Source organism: Erwinia typographi (assembly GCF_000773975.1).
Lineage (GTDB): Bacteria > Pseudomonadota > Gammaproteobacteria > Enterobacterales > Enterobacteriaceae > Erwinia > Erwinia typographi.
The window spans coordinates 1-972 of sequence record NZ_JRUQ01000116.1 but is presented as its reverse complement, the minus strand read 5'-3'; the positions used below and the strand labels follow the sequence as shown (position 1 = coordinate 972).

General features: G+C 52.1%; 1 protein-coding gene. It reads left to right on the top strand.

All coding sequences use genetic code 11. The features are described 5' to 3' along the window. Positions 1 to 949: IS630 family transposase (locus tag NG99_RS26990; RefSeq protein ID WP_052130896.1), on the top strand; the 949-nt coding region annotated here is incomplete at its 5' end. Between the last annotated feature and the right edge of the window lie 23 nt (positions 950 to 972).

Sequence of the window (972 nt, the reverse complement as noted above, 5' to 3'; positions counted from 1 at the left end):
CCGTAGGCTAACTGCCATGCTTATGCTGCACCGGGGCGACCGTGTCAGCGACGTTGCCAGAACACTCTGTTGTGCCCGCTCATCCGTTGGGCGCTGGATTAACTGGTTTACGCATTCGGGTGTTGAAGGCCTGACGTCCTTACCCGCAGGACGCTCCCGCCGTTGGCCCTTTGAGCATATATGTGCATTGTTACGTGAACTGGTAAAACGCTCTCCCGGTGATTTTGGCTATCAGCGTTCACGATGGAGTACAGAGTTGCTGGCAATAAAAATCAATGAGATAACCGGATGTCAGCTGCATGCCGGAACCGTCCGTCGCTGGTTACCCGCCGCCGGACTTGTGTGGCGCAGAGCAGTTCCCACGCTATGCATCCGTGACCCGCACAAAGATGAAAAGATGGCAGCAATCCATAAAGTGCTGGGCGAATGCAGCGCAGCACACCCGGTCTTTTATGAGGATGAAGTGGATATTCATCTCAATCCAAAAATTGGCGCAGACTGGCAACTGCGCGGACAGCAAAAACGAGTGGTCACGCCGGGCCAGAATGAGAAATATTATCTTGCCGGAGCCTTACACAGCGGCACGGGAAAGGTCAGTTACGTTGGTGGCAACAGCAAAAGCTCAGCGCTGTTCATAAACCTGCTGAAACACCTTAAAGCCGCATATCGACGGGCAAAAACCATCACACTCATCGTGGACAACTACATTATCCACAAAAGTCGGGATACGCAGCGCTGGCTGAAAGCGAACCCAAAGTTCAGGGTAATTTACCAGCCAGTTTACTCTCCATGGGTGAATCACGTTGAGCGGCTATGGCAGGCGCTTCACGACACGATAACGCGCAATCATAAGTGCCGTTCAATGTGGCAACTGTTGAAAAAAGTTCGCCATTTTATGGAAACCATCAGTCCATTCCCCGGAGGACAACATGGGCTGGCAAAAGTGTAGCAGTATTAGGCGCAGCTATTTAG